Annotated in this window: 19 protein-coding genes; 4 read left to right on the forward strand and 15 right to left on the reverse strand. The window is 35.0% G+C overall.

The genetic code is table 11. The annotated features are described in order from the left end of the window. Positions 1–739: 739 nt before the first annotated feature. On the forward strand, positions 740–1318 hold the full coding sequence (locus AC6BKE_RS26315) for a hypothetical protein (RefSeq protein WP_036122920.1): 579 nt from the start codon (positions 740–742) through the stop codon (positions 1316–1318). Between the two features lie 1109 nt (positions 1319–2427). Here AC6BKE_RS26315 and AC6BKE_RS26320 read toward each other — a convergent pair. From AC6BKE_RS26320 to AC6BKE_RS26385, 14 genes are all read right to left on the reverse strand, one after another. Next, positions 2428–5628, reverse strand: coding sequence for an AAA family ATPase (locus AC6BKE_RS26320; RefSeq protein ID WP_499858285.1), 3201 nt, complete (start codon positions 5626–5628; stop codon positions 2428–2430). Then, on the reverse strand, positions 5625–6296 hold the full coding sequence (locus tag AC6BKE_RS26325; RefSeq protein ID WP_330493715.1) for a hypothetical protein: 672 nt from the start codon (positions 6294–6296) through the stop codon (positions 5625–5627). Before AC6BKE_RS26325 ends, AC6BKE_RS26320 begins: the two co-directional genes overlap by 4 nt. Beyond that, positions 6247–7143: a hypothetical protein gene (locus AC6BKE_RS26330; protein WP_499858286.1), complete on the reverse strand. Its 897-nt coding sequence runs from the start codon at positions 7141–7143 to the stop codon at positions 6247–6249. Before AC6BKE_RS26330 ends, AC6BKE_RS26325 begins: the two co-directional genes overlap by 50 nt. Before the next feature lie 174 nt (positions 7144–7317). Further along, a complete protein-coding gene (locus tag AC6BKE_RS26335) occupies positions 7318–9204 on the reverse strand; it encodes a TnsD family Tn7-like transposition protein (protein ID WP_009370511.1) in 1887 nt (628 codons plus the stop codon). Positions 9205–9646: 442 nt separating this feature from the next. After that, the gene (locus AC6BKE_RS26340) at positions 9647–11002 is read right to left on the reverse strand and encodes an FAD-dependent oxidoreductase (protein WP_009370513.1); all 1356 of its coding nucleotides are present in this window, start codon (positions 11000–11002) and stop codon (positions 9647–9649) included. A 105-nt stretch (positions 11003–11107) separates the two neighbouring features. Beyond that, entirely contained in the window at positions 11108–11332 is a 225-nt protein-coding gene (locus tag AC6BKE_RS26345) for a hypothetical protein (protein WP_009370514.1), read from the reverse strand. Positions 11333–11397: 65 nt separating this feature from the next. Then, positions 11398–11679 carry a HesB-like domain-containing protein gene (locus AC6BKE_RS26350; protein ID WP_009370515.1) on the reverse strand — a complete coding sequence of 94 codons (282 nt, stop codon included), beginning with the start codon at positions 11677–11679 and terminating at the stop codon, positions 11398–11400. Continuing rightward, positions 11676–13445, reverse strand: a complete 1770-nt coding sequence (gene arsA, locus AC6BKE_RS26355; RefSeq protein ID WP_009370516.1) for an arsenical pump-driving ATPase — start codon at positions 13443–13445, stop codon at positions 11676–11678. The genes AC6BKE_RS26350 and arsA overlap by 4 nt, the downstream gene beginning before the upstream one ends. Before the next feature lies 1 nt (position 13446). Next, complete coding sequence (gene arsD / locus AC6BKE_RS26360) at positions 13447–13806, reverse strand: arsenite efflux transporter metallochaperone ArsD (RefSeq protein ID WP_009370518.1); 360 nt, start codon at positions 13804–13806, stop codon at positions 13447–13449. Between the two features lies 1 nt (position 13807). After that, positions 13808–14227, reverse strand: a complete 420-nt coding sequence (gene arsC / locus AC6BKE_RS26365) for an arsenate reductase (thioredoxin) (RefSeq protein WP_016993624.1) — start codon at positions 14225–14227, stop codon at positions 13808–13810. Between the two features lie 12 nt (positions 14228–14239). Beyond that, a complete protein-coding gene (gene arsB / locus AC6BKE_RS26370; RefSeq protein ID WP_016993623.1) occupies positions 14240–15298 on the reverse strand; it encodes an ACR3 family arsenite efflux transporter in 1059 nt (352 codons plus the stop codon). Beyond that, positions 15291–15617 carry an ArsR/SmtB family transcription factor gene (locus AC6BKE_RS26375; RefSeq protein ID WP_036079775.1) on the reverse strand — a complete coding sequence of 109 codons (327 nt, stop codon included), beginning with the start codon at positions 15615–15617 and terminating at the stop codon, positions 15291–15293. The genes arsB and AC6BKE_RS26375 overlap by 8 nt, the downstream gene beginning before the upstream one ends. 254 nt (positions 15618–15871) lie before the next feature. Then, complete coding sequence (locus AC6BKE_RS26380; RefSeq protein WP_009374034.1) at positions 15872–16318, reverse strand: MarR family winged helix-turn-helix transcriptional regulator; 447 nt, start codon at positions 16316–16318, stop codon at positions 15872–15874. A gap of 90 nt (positions 16319–16408) precedes the next feature. Next, a complete protein-coding gene (locus tag AC6BKE_RS26385; RefSeq protein WP_009374035.1) occupies positions 16409–17473 on the reverse strand; it encodes a flavin-containing monooxygenase in 1065 nt (354 codons plus the stop codon). A 399-nt stretch (positions 17474–17872) separates the two neighbouring features. Here AC6BKE_RS26385 and AC6BKE_RS26390 point away from each other — a divergent pair, with 399 nt between their 5' ends. The 3 genes from AC6BKE_RS26390 (at position 17873) to AC6BKE_RS26400 (ending at position 21335) form a co-directional block, all read left to right on the forward strand. Continuing rightward, entirely contained in the window at positions 17873–18235 is a 363-nt protein-coding gene (locus AC6BKE_RS26390) for an ArsR/SmtB family transcription factor (RefSeq protein ID WP_009374036.1), read from the forward strand. Next, entirely contained in the window at positions 18228–20606 is a 2379-nt protein-coding gene (locus tag AC6BKE_RS26395; protein WP_009374038.1) for a heavy metal translocating P-type ATPase, read from the forward strand. The genes AC6BKE_RS26390 and AC6BKE_RS26395 overlap by 8 nt, the downstream gene beginning before the upstream one ends. Positions 20607–20720: 114 nt before the next feature. Then, entirely contained in the window at positions 20721–21335 is a 615-nt protein-coding gene (locus AC6BKE_RS26400) for a methyltransferase family protein (RefSeq protein WP_009374040.1), read from the forward strand. A gap of 75 nt (positions 21336–21410) precedes the next feature. Here the strand turns inward: AC6BKE_RS26400 and AC6BKE_RS26405 are convergent, their stop codons facing one another. Next, positions 21411–22295 (reverse strand): cupredoxin domain-containing protein, encoded by an 885-nt coding sequence (locus AC6BKE_RS26405; RefSeq protein ID WP_499855430.1) that lies wholly within the window; start codon positions 22293–22295, stop codon positions 21411–21413.

Below are 22295 nucleotides of genomic sequence, written 5' to 3' on the forward strand. Positions count from 1 at the left end.
ATTTTGTTTGACTTGGCATACTAGAAAACATATAGTGTTGAATCGTTGTTTATCCTTGATAAAGAAATCTTGTATACTCAATAAAAATTTCTTCTAAAGATCCATACACGTTATCTGTGGTCAATCAATAATTCAGGCGGATTATTGCTATCATTTAATTTTCAGTTTTTCATTTATCGTTTTTATAAAAGGCTACCTCAATATCTATTAATGTCAGAGGAGGGCTCGTTTAAATACCGACATCGCCACATTCTACCTACTAAAAATTAAAAAAAAACGGGGTTTCTTCATATCTTCGGCATTTACTTAAAGACTATCCATGCATTTGGATATTAAAACTAAACTGCTCTCTATACTCACACTACAGAAGAATTAGATAATTAGGGATAAGTTACCACTTAACTACCACTATAGTATATAATAATTTTATAAGTTAAGTTTTTATATTTAATGATGTAATGTGGTTTTATGCAAAATTAAACCAAAATGAGATGTTAAATAAAAGAACTTTTTATTAACAATATTAAAAGATGCATTTAAAAAATAAAGCCTTTAATTTACAATAAATTCCAATAAATATATTTAATGAAGCGTTTAGGTATGAATCTGATATTATGTTTTTCATCAACAATTAGGAATGCTTATTTTTGAAGTAAAATCCTATAAATTCGATCAAATAAAAGATGTATTTAGGGCAGAATGGTTATATTTCAAGGCATAATTTGGGGGTTATTGAAAAATGAAAAAGAATAACGTTTACAAAGTAATAATTGCAATTTTAACATCTATTATAGTGATGGCTATTGTAGTTATAGGGTATCTCTTATCAACCAATGGTTATCTTACAGAGAACAAACAAGAAAGTTTGAGCCCAGAAGGTGAAAATCCTGAGGTGATAGAAACCAAAGAGGTAGAAGCAGTTGAGGTAATAAACAAGCCAGCTACTGATAAATCTTGTCTATCACCTGAATACGCAATTGCTTTAGACGAAATGTATGCTAATTACCTTGAGTTTAAACGAGTGGCACTTAATGAAGGTGGATCACTAAATTTCGATAACGCAATCAACGCTTATAACGGCATCACACAGAACTTAGCTACATCGGTCCTTATAACTAAAAAAACGGCTTATGACAAAGAAGTATATAAAGTGGTGAACGAATGGGCTGTGGATGCTTCTAACGTCTCGAATGACATGCTGGGATTCATTCAAGGTACGCTGGAGCCGACTGACTTTAATTTAAATGTCTTCAGAGCTTCGTTTGATGATCTTGATAACTTCTATGGAAATAAACTGAAATGGGAGAATTGCCAATGACTATGATGTCGAGAAGTGAGTAACTCCTAATGATATATGCCCAGTTGGGAGGTCGAAAAATTATTCTCCGTCGCTGGTGAAGCGGTAGGATGTCTTAGCACAGTGAAGGATAATAATAAATATAGCGGTGATGGTTTTTATTGTTGAAACAGAGGAAATCAAAGCTAATGTTTAATAATATATGAACTATTAGAACAAGCTCTTTTTTAGACTTGTTCTTTTTATTTTTCTACAAACTCTAATTTGTCTATAAACACTATGATAAGTATGTACGGTTCTACTCCCCTAACACTCTGTCTCTGTAAGCAGTACGGAGGCGAAATTACTTGGGCGAGAAATTCCCAAATCAAAGAGTATACATTAAAAGATGGCGAAAAACGTTTTATGTTTAAGTTTTACCTTGGTACAAATTCATTAACTTGAGAGCCTTTAATTACTACTCGACGTAGCTTCAAATCATGTAAAGAAGTGCAAGATGCTATGAATCAGTTACAGCTCTAGACATACAGTGGCACATATAAACAACAACAATATGAAACTTATCAAGATATTTATAACATGTGGATTGAGCAGTATGAAGATAGCGTTGAAGAAAGAAAGTTTGTAAAAACTATCGATATTTTCAGAATCATATTTTACCTGCTATGGATGTTATAATATTGCTACTTGTCAAATGCATGTAAATCAGTGGACAAAGAAGCTAAAGCGATTTCACATGGATTATTCCTATTCTGCAAAAGTTCTCGTTTATGCGATTTAACATGGCTACATTGATTAAAATCCTTTTACATTGGTTGAAATGTCTAAAAGCGCAAAAAGATCATTATGAAGAAGAATTTGAAAACTTCTATACAAAAACACAATATATAGTAAACTCTTTAAAACATAAAAACGCCCGTTTTGTATGTAGTATAAAATAGGCACCTCTATTTAATATTTAATTTAAAAATTTAGATCTAATCCCTGCATCACCTACCTTCAAGTATTTATGGTATGGGGCCCTTATCACAAATAACTATGTCAGTTCAATTAAATACGAAAAAGGTATGTTAAAAGTTTAGCAAACTTTAACACACCCTTATACAATCACTAATCAAAAGCAATTACATTCACTTCTTATTCTGTATCCCACGAATTGTACTTTTTGGAATCGTAGCATCATGTTCCACAATGAATACTTTCGAGAAGCAGTTGTAATACGTTTCATCATGTCCCTTTGGTGACACAATAATCAGTTTACGTTGTAGCTCTTCGGCATAGAGATTAAACACTTTATTTTTTCGCTCATCATCTAATGCGCTATCAAACTCATCGAGTACGATATAGCCTGGTGAAGTGGCTAAGTTTTGTAGTAGTGCGAGTGCAAAAAGGAGTGAACTTAGTGATTCCTCCCCACCTGATACACCTAGCCCCACCTTTCCACTACGAGCCTTCATACTCACATCTTCAAGCGCACCTTGATGCCCAATTTTACGCGCTTTAATATAAAGTCGGAAATTGACACGACCTGATTTATCTTCAATGCGTTCCTTTTCAACTTGCCCCTCAAATTGAAATAAATCCATATACTTTTGGAAAAGCGTATTGATTTTTATCAAGTGCATCGTAATCGTGGTTTCTAAACGGTCCTCTAGCTCATTTGCACGAATCGTATTGCTTTCAAGTAATTGCTCCGATTTCGCTAGATCAGCATTTTTCTTATCGAAATCAGCCTTTTGTTGATCATAATTTTGCTGGGCATTTTCGTTAATTTTTTCTAAGCGGGCATTGCGTAGCTCTGCTTTAGCCTGTTCAATTTCAGCCTGTAGCATTGTCAATGATAAGCTCATCATGAGTAGTTGTTCGTCTAGTTGCTGTGCTTCTTGTGGTAAAACCTGTTCAAGTTCAATTTTATCAAGCTCACAGCGACTTTTCATCGTTTCATCCAACTCCAGCTTTTCCTTAGCCTTTTGAATCGATAAATCATAACCTGTTATTTGACTTTCGACGATTTTTAAATCGCTTTCGAATAGTTGTTGCTGTTCACCAAGTTGTGATTGCTTGCGTTTTTGCTGATGATTTTCATGCTCTTTTGTCTCTTGTTCATTAATAAGTTTTCGAATGTTTTGCTGCAAATATTTTCTTGTCCGCTCAATCCGTTGTAGCTGCATTTGCTGCTCTGCAAAGGCACCGAGCTCCTCATGAATTTGCCATTGTTGCTTATAAACATTCTGATGATACTGTACATCAATTTGCTCGCCTTTCAGCTTTTCTAGTTGGATTTCAAGTATGGTTAGCTCATCATCAATATCTGACAATTTTTGCTCGACAAGCTCAAGCTGCTGCCTATAAGATGCATAATCCGCTTGTTTTAATAGAGTACTTTCGGCTAATTGGATCGTATGAAGATGACCTTGTAGCTGTTTCAACTGTTGTTGATTTTCTTCGTATTGTTGTTCTAAATATTGCTTCTCGTTCATTGTTTTTGTATATTTCTGTTGTACTTCCTGTAACAACTTTTCGATGGCCAAATCACTTAAAATATATGGAGCCGCTTCCTGTGCACCGCGAATACCGCGCGTATCATATAATAGACCTTGCTCGATTTTCGGGCTCTCTAAGAAAAATTGCTGCACCCACCAAAGTGCCTTATTCGCATAATTCTGCTGCTGTTCAGGTAAATCGCTACGAATTTGTAAGCCATACTCAGGTAGCTTCGAGATACTTTCAGTCGGCACAAGCTGTTGAAGTGATACATAATACAAATCATTGACTGGCTTATAATTTTTCCCAACATAAAAAATGGTATATTTAATCGCCTCCAGCTGCTTTTCTAACGCCAATGGAGCAGATGGCATAAGTTCGATCAACTCACGTAATGTATACGCCTCTAGCTGCTGCTGCTTTAAATGAAGTAGTCCCTGCTGCTGGCGTTTGGATACAACCTTTTTTTGTTCATACAGTGTCACTTTCTGTTCCAACATTTTTAATTCCATTGTAAGATGCTGTATCTGTTCAAAACCTTGCTCATTTTGCCGTGATAGAGTGTTAATTTGCTGCTCGATTTGCGCACTGCTTCCATATATTGCTTTGTGCTTTTCTGCATTTGTGATTTTTTCTTTTAGCTCTGATGAAGTGATTTCTAAACGGACTTTTTCTTGATCGAGCTCGCGTTGTTGATGGCGTAGTTGGCTGTGCTGATTACTGAGCCCACCTATTTGGTTTGTAATTGTAGCTAATTGTTCATTTATTTCTTCTAGCTTACGTTGTGTCGTTTCGGCATCAAAATGTAAATACTTTCGCTTTTCATCGATTTCTTCAAGCTGCTGCTCTAACTGCTGCTGCAAGGCTTGTTGCTGTGTGTCTTCATTTTCCTGCTTCTGTAAGTTATTGGTAATATCGATTAATTGCTGTGTCAATGTCGCAATATTCTCCGATAATTGTAATTTTTGTTGCTCTAGCCTTTCAATATTACTCTTTAATTGTTGCTGAGTAACCGTTAGTTTTTCCTTTTCCACTTGATATTTCGCCTTTTGCTCAGCCATCCTTTCCATTGAGGTGCTATAATACGTGATGATTTGATGGAGCAAGGTATAGTATTTTCGGCCGGATGTGAAAATACGTTTTTTGTTATCTAAATATTTATTGAGCTCGGTTTGAGCCGCATTTACACTTAATTCCGCACCTTTTTGAATACCCTTTAAATATTCAATTTCCGTGCGAACTTCTTTAATTTTTTCTAATGAATTTTCCCATTCCTTTTGCATGTCAGAAATCTCAAACATGTCACTAAATTTGCGGAAACGCTCTTCCGGGTACATCGCCGCAAATTGATTGACTTCTTGCTGATACCAAATTAAATAATAAACATCTGGTTCAATTTTATAGCGCACACGTAAATCCTCGCGATACGCCTTGAGTGTGCGACCCGCTGTACCACCAGATGTATAGCGGGCATGAGATGTTAAATTAGCTGTATCTTGCCCATTTAACACCTCATACTCGCGCTGAATCGGGCTATTTTTCGTATCTTGATTAACTGTCAGCTGAAAGGCGATAAATTTAGGACCATCAATTTTCGTAGGTCCTTCATTTAAAAAGACGAGTGTTATACGTGCATACCAAGGGTCATTTACGTTTAAATTTGTTGAACGAAGTCCCTCTAATTCTACCTTCGAAGAATGTAGCACGGCACCAAGGCAAAATGTTAATGTCGATTTCCCTACACCATTTGGACCAGTAATTAAAATATGCTCGTCTGCTTCCCCAAAATCAATATTTCGCGGTGAGTAGTCGCGAACACCATGAATTTTCAATTGATACGGGATCATTCGTTTTCCTCCTTGATATGTAGGTTATAACGATTGAAAAACTTCATTACTTCTTCTTTACTAAGCTGTGTTTCCTGGGCAAATTCCGTTGTACGTCGTAAAAATGATTCTGAAAACATATGTACTCCTATGGCTGTTAACATATATGCCTCTTCAGAGACGGATTCGTAGTCTGTAACCGCGCCAATTTTTTTCAGTTGGTCGATATTATTTTTTAATTTGCGATTGGCATTTAGCGATTCATGGCCAAAATCAACTAGGATTTGATGCAGCAGCGTAAATTCATGCCCGAGTACTTCTTGGTGATAAAACAAATACAACATAATCGCGAGTGCCTCACTGCTTAATGTTGATTTCGCATGTTTTGCCGTTACATGCATCATGACAATCACGCGGTCTCGACGATCATCATAAATAATACGGAAATAGCGACTTAACGCAGCATTTAAACGATTGATGAATGAATGGAAAGCATCATCATCTCCACTTTTAATGCCAAGCAACTTTTCTAAATCCTTCTTAGCTAAGCCGTAATTTGCCCCTTTGATCGATGCAGATGAAGAAAATAATAACTGCATAAATGCTAATTCTTCTTCGGTAGTTAAATAACCCTTTAAACTATTCATCATCATGAGGGTATTGTCGAACCGTGAATCGTTTGTCGTCATCGTCTATCCACTCCCATTGTTTTTCATAATCTTTCGTTTGTTCGATACGCTGCTGTTCAACCTTATTGTTACTAGTTAATGCGGAGACAGCTAATAATGAAAGAATGGCATCATGCCATCTATTTGAGCTTGATTCCACAATGAGCTCTTCCATTTCTGTTTCACCATGTTCACTTAAAAAATTTTCAATTCGCTCTGTATCAATTAGTGATTGGGTCATTTTCCATGAAACTTCCTCCAAGGCTTCTTTTATTGGACGAACATCCATTTCGGTCTCTTCATATTCAGGCTCAGGCTGATGAGAAATCGGCTTTTCTAGCTTCGGTTCATACGTTTGCAAATAATGGATGGCATCTGTAATATCCTGCGGACCAATTGGTGCAGCAAATTTTACAGGGACCCACAGGCCATCCATCGCCTCTTCTTCATATTGATTTTGTTCCATAAAACTTAAAATATCATGGGCTGTCGGGATATTCGGATTAGCTTCTGGTGAATGCATCGCCAAAATAAACTGGCGCACTTTTTCAGGTGAAATGGTGTTAGCGGTAGGTGTGAGCTGCATATTGACAAAGCGGATATATTTTGTAAGCAAGCTTAAGCTAAGAGAAGTCCCTTTTGAAATGGCAGCTGTTCCGCGGCGCATTAAATCGCTCATTTTCGTACTTTCTTCGACAGTGCCAAACTGTTGTAAGCGCTCATTTAATTTTGTTTCAAGCTCTTGCATTAGGTGATTAATTTTCTCCAACTGCGGTAAGGCATTGCGATCAGCAAGGAGTTCAAGCTGACGTTCCTCTAATTGCTTAATCGCCTCTTGAAGAGTTTCAATAAAGTTGTATACTAACAAATGTTCAAACCCGCATTCTTGTGTCTTTCTTATCTTTAAAATGACAATAAAGTCGTATACTTATTTTCATCAAATTAACTTATTTTGCAATAAACTGTTACAAAAAAGTTGTATACCAATACGAAAATTATGTACTTACATTATAGTTTAAATATGTTTCTTCACAGCTTTATTCTATAAGAATTTGTTATTATGGATAGTTACTAAATCCTCTATATATTTTAGTAATTTTTCTCGTTTCTCTATATTAATTCTAATATAGTTTTTAAGATTAGCTGCTTCAATAACCATATTTTTTGTTACAATCTCGTCTTTATATTTGGTATCCATAACAATTTTTATTCTTCTATGCCGAAAATCCTCAACCGTCTCTATATTCGAATTGATATACTTAGTAGTAAGTGGGTATTTTCCACTGAACAAACTATAACTTGCTTTGACATCAAGTAAATTTATTATCCCTGTCCTACTTTTCCTAACCAATCTCTTTAAATTTCCTTCATGTTCTGACCAACTATCTATTATTAATTTTGCTTTGCTTAGTAATTCTTTATCTCTCTCTAAGTAATCTATTTTTTCTCTATTACCAGTACTCCTCAAGTAAGGAGAATTGCGAATTAACCATTCTTTATCATATTGTAAAAGCCATCCGTATATTTTAGTATATGCTTTACCTAAGTCAGAGCGTGAATATTCTGGATTTTCTTTTCGGATTTTTAGAAATTCCTCTTTGTAGTACTCCGTTTTTAATTTTTGTTTGTTCATTAATCCTTCTTTGTTTTTTAATTGAACTGAAGAAAGATGCCCCCTATTCTTAATCCTTATTACTGTATCCCTAGATATATTTGCTAATTCCGCTATTTTGTTCAGTGTTAGATCTTGTTTAAGTAATTCATTAAAATTAAGTTCCCATACTCGGCCTCGCTTTACTATTCTTCTATGGAAATCCCTTATATCAAAAGGAGATTTTTCCCCTTCCTTAATTATGTACTCAAAACCGCAATTACACTTTATGATACCTTGAATTTTCCTATCTGAATTATTTACTCTAACATTCACATTTTTTATATTCTCTTTTAAATAATTCTTGCAAAACGGGTTCATACAAACCCAAGGTCCTTCACCAAAAGGTTTAAATGAGTTCTCCTTTTCAAAATAATTTTTGGCTGATCCACTTAATAATCTCATTAATAATAAGTGTCTTATCGGATGTAACGACCTATTTTCTTCAATATTTATTAAACTAGGAACCCAAGAAAACTTGTCACTTATCTTGAAAAATGAATCTAATAACTCTAGAAAATCTGTTGGATAATATTCAATTATTAACTTTTGTAAGTATTCTCTTCGCTTTTTAATGGGATATGCAAACCCTTTCTTACCTAATAAATCTACATATTTGCTAATATAATACTCTTCAGAAAACGATTTGTAATTCATTCTAATAATGTATTCAACGTCCTCTGCTAGATCGATCAAATATTTCATTAGTTCCTCACTATAGCTCCTAAGTGGTTCTCTAATATCTTCAATTGTTGGAATTAAATAATTTATAAAGCCCATCTCGGATATTTTTAACGAATACTCTAATAACGGAGTCTTATGCCTAGTACAAACAAAAATCCCTGGAATTTGATGAATCCTGTTCCAAAATCCTTCACCATTTGACTTAAGCTGTTCCTTTAAGCATTCTGCACAATAATATAAATATTTCTTGTTTTTTACATTGTATTTACTGTAACTAAATAAAAAAATATATAAATTTTTAAAATCACTTTTATAAATTTTCTCATTCCATTCTTCACTTTTAAAGGGTTTTACAAACGGTATCACTGTATGCTGGTTAATAAAATACTCTTTAGTAAATTCTTTCGAGAATATATTGATTTGGGATACTAAATGAGCGAGTCCCATTGGTAATTCTAAATTAATATTTACCTTCTTTCCAAATAGTTCTTTATTTGTATGTTTTCTACTCAAGTTACCTACATGAATGTGATAACGAGCTATTATACTGTAATATAGTTCATCTTCATATGGCGTTGGAAAATAACCTATCATATCCTTACTCCTCTTATTTATTACAATGTTTTTTCAGTAAAGCTTTTTTCATAAGTAAAAACGCTACCTAAAGTATATTTCAATTAGTAATGATGTCTGTCATCCCAAATCTGTTCCATAAGTTTGTCCATCCCATTTCCCTTAGTATTTTAAAAAGACTGCTAGCTTTCACTAACAGTCAATTAATTAAACTTTATAGAATTCTCCACATTAGACTTACCTATTTTACATTTGTATTAGGTATGTTGTTTTTCTTATCCCAAATAATATATATGGTGAATGCTATAGGTCCAGTTAAAAAAACACAAATCAACCATATTAAATAACATTGCTTACTAAACTTATTTTCCAGATATTCATGTGTAATATATGATAACATTAAGATAATTAATATATATACTCCCACTATAAATAACTGATTTAACAAAACATATCCCCCCAATTAGCAACATGTATTTGATTGATTGACAAGATTAATACTACATACGCCTGTTTCTGGTAATTCTAATTCAACACGTTTCGACGCTTCTTCATCTCCTGATAAATAAGCTGTTATTGAACGAACCTGTTCGTAGCCGGTTGCCATTAAAAATGTTGGTGCGCGTCCATAACTTTTAGCTCCGACTATATAGAAGTCCTTTTCAGGTTGGCGTAGTATTTCTTCACCATGCGCTCTGACTGTGCCACAACTATGCTCATTAGGATCAATTAGTGGCGCTAATGCTTGCACACTTTCTGTTGCTGTATCAATAGATAAACGCAGTTCATTGTTCATGGTAAAATCAGGTCGATTTCCTGCATTAACAATAAGTTCATCGAATCCTGTAAGTACTTTTTGTTCTCCATTAATAGTACCTACAATATGGATATTCTCTTCTTTTTTCACCTGTGAAATATAGAAAGGTGTTACTACCTCAATCTTTCCTGTATCTACTAATTCATGGATGCGAATACCGAGTGCGCCACGTGCTGCCAACGCATCTTTTTCCTCCCCGCCATAGGCTTCTTCTACAGATCTTTTACGCATAATCCACACAAGCTTTGTTGAAGGATTATCTTTTTGTAATTCAGCCAAAGCTAATAAGGTATTGATCGCTGAATGACCACCACCAATGACAGCAACCTTCTTATTTGCATATCTCTTAGGATTCGTATTTATATCTGGAATACCATACTCAATGTGATCTGCTAATACTTTCTCATTTTTCAGCCAAACACCTGTAGAATTTGCTGGGTTTGGGTTCCCCCATGTACCCGTTGCATCGATAACTGCTTTTGCCTCAATAATATCGATGTCATCCTCTTTTTCAACATATATATTAAAGAACTGATTTAATCGATTTTTTGATTTCATTTTATCATTTAATTGTCTTGAAATACCTACTACTTTTGAGTTCAATCGGATACTAGGTTTTATTTGTGTTAACTCTGCCAAAGGTTTTAAATAAAGATCAATTAACTCATGCCCTGTAGGTATTGTTTCTAAGTTAGGTTCTACCCAATCAGACCCCTCTAATAATGATTTAGCAGCTCTATTGATGTTATAACGCCATGGAGAAAATAATGTGACATGCCCCCAAGTACGAATATTGTGTGCTATTTCATTGCCAGCTTCAAGTAAAATAAATGACTGGTTTTGCTCTACTAAATGAGCAGCAGTAGCTAACCCGATAGGACCTGCACCAATTATGACAATCGGTAAATTCTTATTGGAATTATTAACAGTCTCTTGGACTTCAATGTCCTGAACAGGAGTACAACAAGATTGATTTTGATTGATTACTTTTAGTGTTTTCATATAAACTTCTCCTCTTTTTTCTTTATATAAGCATTCCCTTATATAAAATATATTTTTTACGTCTAGCAGTAAGCTAGACGTAATTTATTTAAGCTTTTGTGATAGTTATGAACACACTTCCATTTCACACATGATTTTATCAATTTCTTTTATAGCTTTTTCAAATTGCAACCATGTAGAAGTGCCGTAACGATCCATATCTCCTTTAAAGAAGAAATCAAAAGCAAACTCTTTAGCCTGTATCAATGTGTATTCTCTACTATTCATTATTAACTTTAAATAAGCGATAAAATAATCTTTAGTTAATTCGCTAGCATGGTTTACTGTCATTATTGCATCCTCCATTCAACGGATTGAATAATTGCTACGACAGACAGTATATTTAGGATCACTTGTTAGCAAGATGTCGGTGAGTATCCAACTAATACTAAACCTAGCTCACCATTCTCTTCTTCTGCATGGATCGTAACATCTGTTAATTGCGGTGCAATATCAGGATGAATTGCGACTTCGATACCTTCAATTGTTTGAATTGCATCTTCTTCTGCTGGTGCTTCTAAGCCTACACCTAAATTAACCCCACAGCAGCCTGCAATACCAAAGAAACGAAGCGTTTTAACCTCTGAATCAGCTAATACCTGTTCTAAATAATTTTTACCTTCTAGACTCATTTTCATTTGATTTTCTCTCCTTTTAATTCATGTAAGCCTTGTGTTCCAACCGGTGGCGTTTTTACCCATGGAATGGCCACAAATTGATTATTGCTGATGGATCTAACTTCTTTTAGCCATTTCGTTTCAGCTTGTTGTTTTTGAATTAATGTTGGACTTGTTGTATAGATAGATGAAAACGTTTGATTAACAACCCACCAATCAACAGATAATCCAGCACGGTGTAAATCTTCTTGTAAGCGCGAAGCTTCATAAACAGGTGTTGCTTCAGGAAGAGTTACAATGGCAACACTCGTATAAGAGGCATCACGCAACCTTGGTAACAGGTTAGAAACAGCTGGAGGAATATCCCCTTGTGAACGGCTTATTTCCCGATGATAAGCTTCTGTTGCGTCTAGTAAAAGCAACGTATGCCCTGTTGGTGCGGTATCAATAATAATGACTTCATCTTGATGATTTTCTACAACGTTAGCAAATGCTTTGAATACAGCTATTTCCTCTGTACAAGGAGAAGCCAAATCCTCTTTCACAAATGCTAAACCTTCCTCATTCATCGTTTCACTTGCCTTTGCAAGCACTTCTGCTTCATAGTTTGCCACTTCTGCTTTTGGATCAATACGACTGATCGTTAAATTATTAACGTTGTCATCTCCGAATGTCCAATCGAGGTGTGCGGCGGGATCTGTTGTAGTTAAATGTACATGAGTATCCTCTTCTGCTAATCGTAATGCAATATAAGAAGCCACAGTTGTTTTTCCAACCCCACCTTTCCCCATCGTAAAAATGAGTTTCGGTTTACGTTCTAAATAATCTGCAATCATTTCTTCTATCTCAGGAATCTTAGTTTCTTCATTTGATTCATCTGCATGTATAACTTCTTTGTCAGTCATCCATGCTTGCATACGCTCAATACTTGATAATGAGTACGGTACAAAAGGTAAGTAGAAATGCTCAAATTGATTTAGTTCTTCAGGAATTCTTGCTATTGCATCAGCTTGACGCGCAATGAAAGCCTCTTCGATATCATCAGTAGAATTGGCATTGCTCATATATCCATTAATTAGTAGAGTCTGATTTTGAATGCCTATTTCAAACAATTCGTGAGAAGCACGTGCAGCTTCCTTTAAAGGATTTTCTTCTGGGCGTGTCACTAACATTAACGTTGTTTGATTAGCATTCTTTAAACGTTCAACTGCCTCTTTATAGACTTCACGTTGTGGTTCTAGCCCTTTTAAAGGACCTAAACATGAAGTGCCAGTCGTGTTATCGTCTAGAAACGTAGACCATGCAGAAGGCAACTGTAATAATCGTAACGTATGCCCTGTAGGGGCTGTATCAAACACCACAGTGTCAAAATTCCCAATCACTGAAGTATCAGTCAATAGTGAAGCAAATTCATTAAAGGCAGCAATTTCTACTGTGCAAGCACCAGAAAGTTGTTCCTCCATATTTTGTAATACCACTTCAGGTAGTTTTCCACGGTACGGACCAACCATTTGCTCTTTGTAATGTTGTGCTGCCTGTTCAGGGTCCAAATTTATCGCAAATAAATTGTCTATGCCTTCAATTTTTGTTGGACTATTAGAAAGCGTTTGGCCAAAAATATCTTGTAAGTTGGATGCGGGGTCTGTACTAATTAAAAGTACCTTTTTCCCTTCCCTTGCAATGGCTATTGATAGGCTACAAGCAACCGATGTTTTCCCAACGCCCCCTTTCCCCGTGAAAAACAGGAATGGGGTGTCAGGGAAATGAATTCTTGTAAAGCGTTCCATCTTACGCATCTCCTTTTAGTGACAAGCGTACTTTTGGCTTTTGTAGTAATTCGTCTTCTGAAAGTCCTGACCACTGTGAAAATTGTTCATTTGTTGGATAGATTCCTTTGCAAAGTAATTCTCCATCCACAAACGTTGCAGGTAAGGCATCCATTCCTTCTGACACTAATAGTTGATTGATTGCTTCGTTTTCTACAAAAGCATTTGGCTCGTTTGTAAGATTAAATCTTTCAGCTTCTATGTTTGTTTTCTTTAAATTATTCATAATAAATGACATTCGCAATAATTCTGGGTCTATAGAAGGTCCACATAAGCCTGTAGAACAGCACATTGCTGGCTCATAGATATGAATTTTTTTCAATTTATTTCAGCTCCTCAGCTACAAATTGTTCAATGCGTTTACCAATTGCATCACGAACATTTTGGAATACAGCCCACTTCTCTTCATCAGTACCTGTCGCTTTCGCTGGATCTTCAAATCCCCAATGCTCACGACGAACGTGAGGAGGTGTCATTGGGCATTTATCAGCTGCATCCCCACATAAAGTGACAACTAATGTTGCATTGTTTAATGTCTCAAAATCAATTAAATCGGATGTATGATTTGAAATATCAACCCCTACCTCCGCCATCGCTTTAGTAGCATTCGGATTTACGCCATGTGCTTCAATACCAGCACTTTTAACTGTCCAATTGGTAGGTAGTAATTTCTTTGCCCATCCTTCAGCCATCTGACTTCGACATGAGTTTCCTGTACATAAGAAATAAAGTGTATTTGTCATAGTAATTGCTCCTTATAATTTAATGGTTTTAAAGTATTTTTTCTGCCAACGTAAGGCAACCCATACAAGTCCAATGAGGACTGGTACTTCCACTAGTGGTCCAATAACAGCGGCAAATGCCACGCCACTATGCAAGCCAAACACACCCACTGCAACAGCAATTGCTAACTCGAAGTTGTTGCTTGCAGCTGTAAAAGAAAGAGCTGCTGTGACAGGATAAGATGCACCTACTTTACGGGAAGAGAAGAATGACACAGCAAACATGATCACAAAGTAAATAAATAATGGAATAGCAATTCGCACTACATCAAGTGGCAGTTCTACTAATTGCTCACCCTTTAAAGCAAACATCAACACAATCGTGAACAGCAGTGCAATTAAAGTAAGTGGTGAAATTTTCGGTAAGAACTTTTCTTCATACCACTGTTTTCCTTTTGCTTTAATTCCTATCCATCGTGTGAGGAATCCTGCTGCAAATGGTATCCCTAAGTAAATTAGAACGCTCTTTGTAATCTCCCACATAGAAATGGATACATTGAAATTCTCTAAACCAAACCAACCAGGTAATACATTTAAGAAAAAGTAAGCAAAAATTGAATACGTCACAATTTGAAAAATGGAGTTAAAGGCAACTAAACCAGCTACATATTCACGATCTCCACGCGCTAAATCATTCCACACAATCACCATGGCAATACATCGAGCTAAGCCAATCATAATGAGTCCAGCCATATATTCTGGGTAATCTTGTAAGAAGATAATCGCTAAAAAGAACATGAGGAACGGGCCGAGTAACCAGTTTTGTAAAAGTGATAGTAATAGCACTTTCCAATCCTTAAACACTCGCCACATTTCTTCATACTTTACTTTCGCTAATGGTGGATACATCATGACAATTAACCCTATAGCAATCGGTATGGACGTTGTTCCAATAGACATGGACTCTAACGCTTCCCCAACATTAGGCATGGTGATACTTAATACAACACCTATTCCCATCGCAACGAATATCCAAAGGGTAAGGTAACGATCTAGAAAAGAAAGCTGTTTTGTTAAAGATTCATTACTCATTTATATTTCCCCCTACATGGCAGCAATCGGTTTCACAATTGCACCCCTTTAAAGGCTGAATTTGTTCTAAAATGCCCTTCATCAGTGGCGTTTGATTCTCTACTAAACGGTAATGTTTCCAAGTCCCTACTTTCCGTTCCGTAATAATGCCTGCCTCCTTTAATTTTCGTAGATGTTGACTAACGGCTGGTTGTGATATTCCTAGCACATCCACAAAATCACATACACATACCTCCCCGTTTTTCATGCATGCAAGTAATTTAATGCGATTCAAATCCGCTGCTGCTTTTAGTTGTTTTTCAATTAGTGTGTTTTCCATTTATCTGCACTCCTTATATAACTGTTTTCTTATATATTATTTTAAATAAAATCACCTCGTAAGAAGGTGACATAATCAGTATATAACTATATTCTTATATTATGATTTAATGTTTTGAATTGCAACAGATATTTACCCATTTTAAAAAAATTTTTATACTTTGTAAAAAGCGTACGTTCAGTTACCTAAACGTACGCTTTAAAAGATAATGATAAAGATTAATTTATCTCCATTAATTTTTCTTTAGTAACGAGTTATGGAGAAGGTGTACAACACAAATTTGATTTAGCCATAGCTTTATTTAAGAGTTCAATTGAACGTAAAACAGTTTCTTTTTCGAAGTCATTCAAATGTGAAAAAACTTCATTTAAATAATTGTTTATCATTTCATCAATTGTAGTAGCGAGAAATGTACCCTCCACAGTTAATGACAAAATGTACACTCTTTTATCTGATGTTAGAGGAGTTTTTTTGACAAGATTCATCTTAATAAGAGTTTGAATCTGTCTACTAAATGTAGTAATATCCATACCTATTGCCTCTGCTATTTGTTGCATAGAAGGATTATTTTGTTTGTCGATCTCATATAGAATATGGCTCTGTATTGGTGTGATGTCAATTGATCCTACAGTACAACATGTTTTATTTAGTAGAGCAAACTTTTGAGTTAAAACTTGAAAAAGTTCACGTTTATTTTCCATTTAATCATCTCCTATAAAGACATATATATTATTTATTTGCAAAATACAACTAAAATATATTTAACTTTTTTTGAAGATGTTTTTCCTACTTCAAAAGTTTCTACTTTTCATGTGGTGAAGTAACTTTTTCACAACATACTCGGCATCTTCTCCCACACCTCTTAAAGTTGCAGATGCAAATGATCGTTGTCCTTCTAGTCCCACAAAATATAATCCAGGGATACTGCTAATACCTGCCTTTTGTAAAGGCATTCCTTCCCCATCTAATGCACCAAGTAATTTCATATAGGGTAAATGTGGTCTGTATCCTGTGGCATAGATAATGGTATCTACAGGCTCCCTTTCTCCGTCCGGCCAAATAACTCCATCTTCATAAAAAGAAGTAAACATTAAACGTTGTTCCGGACTCCCCTTACTAATTCGATCTTTATATCCTCCTATATCATTCACAGCATTTGATCTGGGTGCCGTTTTTCCAAAGCGCCAGAAAGGAAAGGTATCAAAACCAAATACCTTCAACCAATAGTGTATGTCCCGTCCAAGTAGACGTTGTTTTACAAATTTTATTGGCTGTCGTACTGAAAGAGTAGTTTGGCTAACCTTAGACAATTCAACAGCAATTTGCACAGCCGAATTACCTCCTCCGATTACGATTACCCTTTGGTTGTGATATGGCTGTGGATTTCGATATTCTGAAGAGTGAAGTGTTTTCCCTTGAAAGACTTCTCTTCCTTGAATGTTAGGAATAAAAGGATTATTAAATGAGCCTGTAGCATTTATGATTGTTCTAACTTGAAATTTATCGCCTGTGACAGTTCGAACAATAAAACCTATGTTATTTTTCTCAATCATATCTACTCTCTGATTAATTAAAACAGGTAATTGGAACTTTTTTTTATAATCTTGTAAGTATCGAATAACTTCATCCCTTTTCGGATAGAGATTCTGGTTTCCAGGAAACTTCATGCCGGGCATAGAGGAAAACCCTGCTGGAGAAAACAATTTAAGACTGTCATAATAATTTGGCCAAGAACCCCCGATCTGATTACTTTCTTCTAATATTAAAAATCGTAGACCTTTTTTCAGTAAATGATAGCCTGCTGCAAGTCCAGCCTGCCCTCCCCCAATAACGATTGTATCAAGAATCCCTTTCATTTTTTATCCCCCTTCATTATTTGCATTTTGCAAATATAAATTCATTAAAAATAATAGCTGTAATTAATAAAACTAAGTAAAACACAAAAATATTCTATCCTTAATAAATATATATAGCAATTTTATTTGCAATTTGCAACTATTATTCAAACTAATAATTATTATATTCAATAGCTAACCTCTAATTTAATGATCTACATTTCTTTTTCCATACATATCCAAAAAAATTAACTTTTTTCAAGCTTAGGCTTTTGCATATACTTTTCTGGTCAAAAATAATAAATTGCATTAAATAAATAAAACATTCAAATAACTGTTTGACTATTTGAATGTTTAAGTTTATTATAAAAACAATCAAATAATCGTTTGAACGTTTGAATGATAACTGGAGGAAAATATATGAAAGAAATATGTGAAATCACCTGTATTCATGAGGATAAAGTAAACTATGTTCAAGACAAGTTAAAAGAAAAAAAATCAATGGATGTTGCTAAAGTTTTTAAAGCACTTTCGGATGATACACGTGTAAAAATTGCCTATGCGCTAACACTAGAAGATGAATTATGTGTTTGCGATATCGCTAATATTATTGGGTCAACAACAGCAACTGCGTCGCACCATTTGCGTTTACTACGAAATTTAGGATTAGCTGAATATCGTAAAGAAGGGAAATTGGTTTATTACGCTATTCATGACCCATATTTTAAGAATTTAATCAGTGTTGCATTTGAAGAACATAAAGAAGGTGAAATTAATGACTGAGGAAAAACAGGTATTCCGCGTGAACGGTTTCTCTTGTGCCAACTGTGCAAGTAAATTTGAACGTAATGTAAAAGAAATACCTGGTGTTCAAGATGCAAAGGTGAACTTTGGGGCATCTAAAATATCAGTTACAGGCGATGCGACCGTGGAGGAGTTAGAAAAGGCTGGAGCTTTCGAAAACTTAAAAGTAACGCCAGAAAAACAAAAACGTGTTACTCCACCCCAAACAGATACTACCTATAGAATTGAAGGCTTCTCGTGTGCAAACTGTGCAGGTAAATTTGAACGTAATGTAAAAGAGCTTCCAGGGGTTCAAGATGCAAAAGTAAACTTCGGTGCTTCTAAAATTTCCGTAACTGGCGAAACAACTATTGCGGAACTTGAAAAAGCTGGAGCTTTTGAAAATTTAAAAGTATCAATGGATACACCTTCATACAGATCTAAAGCTCCATCTTCTGACAATAGTGAGGGGCAAGTTGAAAAGAAAGTACCATTTTACAAAAAACATAGCACACTTTTATACGCAAGCTTATTTATCGTATTCGGTTATCTATCTCAATACGTAAACGGTGAAGAAAATCTTATTACCTCCCTATTATTTATAGCTTCAATTGTAATCGGTGGTTTCAATCTATTCAAAGTTGGTTTCAAAAATTTAACTCGCTTTGATTTTGACATGAAAACATTAATGACGGTAGCTGTCATTGGTGCTGCATTTATAGGAGAATGGGCAGAAGCATCCATAGTTGTTATCCTATTCGCTATTAGTGAAGCTTTAGAGCGTTATTCAATGGATAAAGCACGTCAATCAATTCGCTCATTAATGGATATTGCACCAAAAGAAGCTTTAATTCGTCGAAATGGTCAAGAAATCATGGTACACGTAGATGATATAGAGATTGGCGATATTATGATTGTTATACCTGGGCAAAAAATTGCAATGGATGGCATCGTGGTTAGCGGTCTTTCTGCAGTCAACCAAGCAGCTATTACAGGGGAATCAGTACCAGTTTCAAAAACAGTAGATGATGAGGTATTCGCTGGAACACTAAATGAAGAGGGTTTATTAGAAGTTAAAATTACAAAATACGTTGAAGATACAACGATTTCAAAAATTATACATCTAGTTGAAGAAGCTCAAGGTGAACGCGCTCCTTCACAAGCATTTGTTGATAAATTTGCGAAATATTATACACCAATTATCATGGTCATTGCAGGGCTTGTAGTAATTGTTCCCCCACTGTTCTTCGATGGTAGTTGGGAAACTTGGGTTTATCAAGGTTTATCAGTACTTGTAGTTGGATGTCCATGTGCGCTTGTTATTTCAACACCAATTTCAATTGTTTCAGCTATAGGTAATGCTGCTAAAAAAGGGGTTTTAATTAAAGGTGGCATTTATTTAGAGGAAATGGGTTCGCTTAAGGCAATTGCTTTTGATAAAACAGGTACGCTTACAAAAGGTGTTCCAGTGGTTACAAACTTTGATGTAATGAATACCCAAAAAGATTCAAAAAAGATTCTAGCCATAATTACGGCTTTAGAATATCGATCTCAGCACCCTTTAGCTTCTGCGATTATTAAAAGAGCCGAAGAAGAAAATGTTTCATTCAAAAATATCAACGTTGATGCTTTCGCAGCCATTACTGGCAAAGGAATAAAAGGTGAAGTAGATGGTACTTTGTATTACATCGGTAGCCCAAAATTGTTCCAAGAGTTAAATGTACCTATTCCAGAGAATTTAGAAGGAAACATCCTTAAGTTACAAAATGAAGGCAAAACTGCCATGATATTAGGAACTGAAAAAGAGATTCAAGCAATCATTGCCGTAGCTGATGAGGTACGTGAATCTAGCCAAGAAATTATTGAGAAATTGCATAACATGGGTGTTAAGAAAACAATCATGTTAACTGGTGATAATAAAGGGACTGCGAATGCAATTGGTCATCATGTAGGGGTTTCTGAAATTCAAGCTGAATTAATGCCTGAAGACAAACTTTCCTATATAAAACAACTTCGAAAAGACTATGGCAATGTTGCGATGGTCGGTGATGGTGTCAACGATGCTCCTGCTTTAGCAGCTTCTACAGTCGGTATCGCCATGGGTGGTGCTGGTACAGACACTGCATTAGAGACTGCAGATGTTGCTTTAATGGCAGATGATCTACGGAAATTACCGTTTACAATAAAGCTAAGTCGTAAGGCCTTAAATATTATCAAGGCAAATATAGCATTTGCCATTTTAATTAAACTAGCTGCATTACTATTAGTTATTCCAGGTTGGCTAACACTTTGGATTGCCATTGTCTCAGATATGGGAGCAACATTGTTAGTAGCATTAAACAGCTTACGTTTAATGCGTGTTAAAGAATGAATTAACGCACTTTATTCAATAGATGGGCTTTTTATATGAAAGTCCATCTTTTTATTTCTAGTACTTTACTTTCTTAAAATAGCACTTAATTCATTATAGAAAGAAGAGATAAAAATGGAACTGGTAAATGTTTTTTCATTGATTCTGTTTGCTTTGTTTTTATTTTCCTATTCATTAAAGCTAGTTATTCTAAATAAGAAATCAGGGATAAAAGCAAATGTGTTAGGAAAAGGAAATAAGGGGACATCCGTCGATTCTTCCGAAATGTTTGTTAAAATTTCAACTTTCGTATGGGGAATTGCATGGCTTTTAGAGTCAATATTTGATAATTCGATTGATAATATTTTACCTAAACTATTCACCAATGAGGTTATGCATTACTTTGGATTAATGACAATTACCATTGGTTTACTGTTTTTTATTTTATCAATGATAACAATGAAAACCTCTTGGAGAGTTGGTATAGATAAAGAAACAAAAACCTCGCTAATCACCAATGGTTTATACAAATATAGTCGAAATCCTGCATTTGTTGGATTCAATTTAATGTTTATAGGTCTATTTTTGACATTCCCTAACTTAGTTACATTAATTATTTGTTTACTAAATATAGTTTCAATTCATAACCTTATTCTTCAAGAAGAAAAACACTTAGAGAATATGCTTAAAGTAGAATATCTCTCGTATAAGAATAAAACCCCACGATACTTATTTTTTAAATCTACATAAGTAAAGAAATTTTAAAGGTGAAACTAAAACAAAGCACAGACTCTTAATGGCTGTGCTTTGTTTCGTTGTTATCCATTATTCAACTATTATCTTTCCAAAATACATATTCATTCCACAATGAAACGTATATATACCCGGTTTTTCTGGTGTGAATTCGACCAAGTTATCACCTTTATCAAGATCTTTTTCTATTTGGAAATCCTCTATTATTAAGTATGATAAGCATCCACCTGAAAAACTCTTTTGAAAATGAAGTTGAACTGGGATTCCAGCTTTTACTTTTACATTCTCAGGTGTATATCCAAATGGCTCTTCCATTATGACGGCTTCCTGATAACCGTCTTTTTGCTCTGCTTTTACTTCATTTATTTTTGTAGAAGAATCGTCTGAAACCGGAGTTGTATCACCCAAAAGATCTCTGAAGTAATGAGAAATGGGTTTAAAGAATACAACAGAAACAACTAATAATACGGCAATTACACAAAAAATAACTTTACTCCATTTATTTTTATTTGATATTACCGTTATTGTATCTGTTCCCTTAACTTCTTGTCTAATTAATTTCAATATAAGAATCATGACAATGATAAAAATTGCATCCACAAATATCATCATAACGACAGGATCTTGAGAAAAAACCATTACCCCCAACATTGCACCCATCATGCCGCCCATGATACCTGCTAATAGTCCATCTAATGAAGCCAATAAACTAAAGGGACGCCCAATAACATATCCAATTATCATGCCAAAAAGTACTGAGGAGATTACTGGGACAGTCATTTTCCCTACTAATATTACTCCTAATATGGTTCCTACTACTATGCTAGCCATCATAGAAACAGCCATTGCAATCATCATAGCAGTCATTTCTGATAAGAACGATTTGGCACGATAGGTAGAAAAAATGACGTAACCGGTTAACAAAAAAATAATACTAAAACTAAATATATATATCAT

This window comes from Lysinibacillus sp. COL-1 (genome assembly GCF_059814265.1).

Bases quoted from the DNA above. Each gene is read 5' to 3' on its own strand.
- AC6BKE_RS26315 (WP_036122920.1), top strand. From the start codon at position 740: ATGAAAAAGAATAACGTTTACAAAGTAATAATTGCAATTTTAACATCT.
- AC6BKE_RS26320 (WP_499858285.1), bottom strand. From the start codon at position 5,628: ATGATCCCGTATCAATTGAAAATTCATGGTGTTCGCGACTACTCACCG.
- AC6BKE_RS26325 (WP_330493715.1), bottom strand. From the start codon at position 6,296: ATGACGACAAACGATTCACGGTTCGACAATACCCTCATGATGATGAAT.
- AC6BKE_RS26335 (WP_009370511.1), bottom strand. From the start codon at position 9,204: ATGATAGGTTATTTTCCAACGCCATATGAAGATGAACTATATTACAGT.
- AC6BKE_RS26340 (WP_009370513.1), bottom strand. From the start codon at position 11,002: ATGAAAACACTAAAAGTAATCAATCAAAATCAATCTTGTTGTACTCCT.
- AC6BKE_RS26345 (WP_009370514.1), bottom strand. From the start codon at position 11,332: ATGACAGTAAACCATGCTAGCGAATTAACTAAAGATTATTTTATCGCT.
- AC6BKE_RS26350 (WP_009370515.1), bottom strand. From the start codon at position 11,679: ATGAAAATGAGTCTAGAAGGTAAAAATTATTTAGAACAGGTATTAGCT.
- arsA (WP_009370516.1), bottom strand. From the start codon at position 13,445: ATGGAACGCTTTACAAGAATTCATTTCCCTGACACCCCATTCCTGTTT.
- arsC (WP_016993624.1), bottom strand. From the start codon at position 14,227: ATGACAAATACACTTTATTTCTTATGTACAGGAAACTCATGTCGAAGT.
- arsB (WP_016993623.1), bottom strand. From the start codon at position 15,298: ATGAGTAATGAATCTTTAACAAAACAGCTTTCTTTTCTAGATCGTTAC.
- AC6BKE_RS26375 (WP_036079775.1), bottom strand. From the start codon at position 15,617: ATGGAAAACACACTAATTGAAAAACAACTAAAAGCAGCAGCGGATTTG.
- AC6BKE_RS26380 (WP_009374034.1), bottom strand. From the start codon at position 16,318: ATGGAAAATAAACGTGAACTTTTTCAAGTTTTAACTCAAAAGTTTGCT.
- AC6BKE_RS26385 (WP_009374035.1), bottom strand. From the start codon at position 17,473: ATGAAAGGGATTCTTGATACAATCGTTATTGGGGGAGGGCAGGCTGGA.
- AC6BKE_RS26390 (WP_009374036.1), top strand. From the start codon at position 17,873: ATGAAAGAAATATGTGAAATCACCTGTATTCATGAGGATAAAGTAAAC.
- AC6BKE_RS26395 (WP_009374038.1), top strand. From the start codon at position 18,228: ATGACTGAGGAAAAACAGGTATTCCGCGTGAACGGTTTCTCTTGTGCC.
- AC6BKE_RS26400 (WP_009374040.1), top strand. From the start codon at position 20,721: ATGGAACTGGTAAATGTTTTTTCATTGATTCTGTTTGCTTTGTTTTTA.
- AC6BKE_RS26405 (WP_499855430.1), bottom strand. From the start codon at position 22,295: ATGATATATATATTTAGTTTTAGTATTATTTTTTTGTTAACCGGTTAC.